Here is a 1,232-nt window from a genome sequence, read left to right on the forward strand (position 1 = left end):
CTCTTTGAATGCATCACTTGGATATACCACTATGCTGGATAATCTGGGAAAGACAAAATCCAGTGGTATCGATCTTTCTTTAAATGGTGATGTGATACGTACGAAAGAGTTTGCCTGGTCGCTTGGAACTAATTTCAGTATGTATAAGAATGAAATTGTCCGTATTGACGATACGCTCGATGAAAATGGTAAACCCGCCAGTCAGGTAGCACAGGGATGGATTATCGGAGAACCGATCAATGTATATTATGATTATCTGGTAGACGGAATTTTTCAGTATGATGATTTTGATATTACTCGTGATGGTACAGGTAATCTGGTATATACGCTGAAAAACACCTATGACAGTAACAATGACGGTATAGCCGACAGCCCGATTGATTACGGCGGCGCTATTGAACCGGGTATGGTTAAGGTACGTGATAACAATGGAGACGGAAAGATCACGGCAGATGACAGAGTGCCTATCCGGAAAGATCCGAAATTTACCGTCTCTCTTTCTTCCACATGGAACTGGAAAGGATTTGACTTGTTCATGGATTGGTATGGAGTTTCCGGCAGAAAGATAAAGAATAGTTATTTGTATGACTATAATTCCGGAGGTTCTTTGCGTGGAAAACTGAATGGAGTGAAGGTGGATTATTGGACTCCGTTCAATCCGTCGAACGAATTCCCGCGTCCTTCTTATAGCGCAGACCCTGCTTATTTGAGTGCCATCGCTATTCAGGATGCATCTTATATCCGTTTACGCACCTTACAATTGGGATATACTTTCCCGGCCAGACTATTGAAGAATACTCCGATTCATAAATTACGTCTGTATGCAACTGCTACTAACTTGCTGACATTTACGGAATTTAAGTCTTATAGTCCCGAACTGACTCCCGGGTCTTATCCGGAGTCCAGACAATATGTATTTGGTGTCAATGTTTCATTCTAAAATAAAGAATCCTTATGAAAAAGTTAATATATACAGCCTTTGTCATCTGCGGAATGTTGACCGCTTCCTGCTCGGATTTATTAAATCTGGAATCAAAGACAGACGTGACGAACAATTATCTGTTCACTACTCCCGAAGGGTTGAATACAGCTGTTACAGGTCTGTACTCCCTAGCTCGTGAATTGCCGGGTGGAGCGGATAATAATGAATCCAATCTGTACATCGTTACTATGTGTGACTTTAATACGGATATTGCGATACTTATAGCAGGTGTTTCTACTTCAATCGGACG

2 pseudogenes are annotated in these 1,232 nt (G+C 41.4%); both read left to right on the top strand.

The features are described from left to right. Nucleotides 1-940 (top strand): annotated as a pseudogene (locus AB5935_RS26870) (SusC/RagA family protein); the annotation flags it as partial. 14 nt (nucleotides 941-954) lie between these two features. Next, nucleotides 955-1,232: pseudogene (locus AB5935_RS26875) on the top strand (RagB/SusD family nutrient uptake outer membrane protein); the annotation flags it as partial.

It is taken from the genome of Phocaeicola sp. RTP21198st1_B8_RTP21198_201120, assembly GCF_040929485.1.
Lineage (GTDB): Bacteria > Bacteroidota > Bacteroidia > Bacteroidales > Bacteroidaceae > Phocaeicola > Phocaeicola dorei.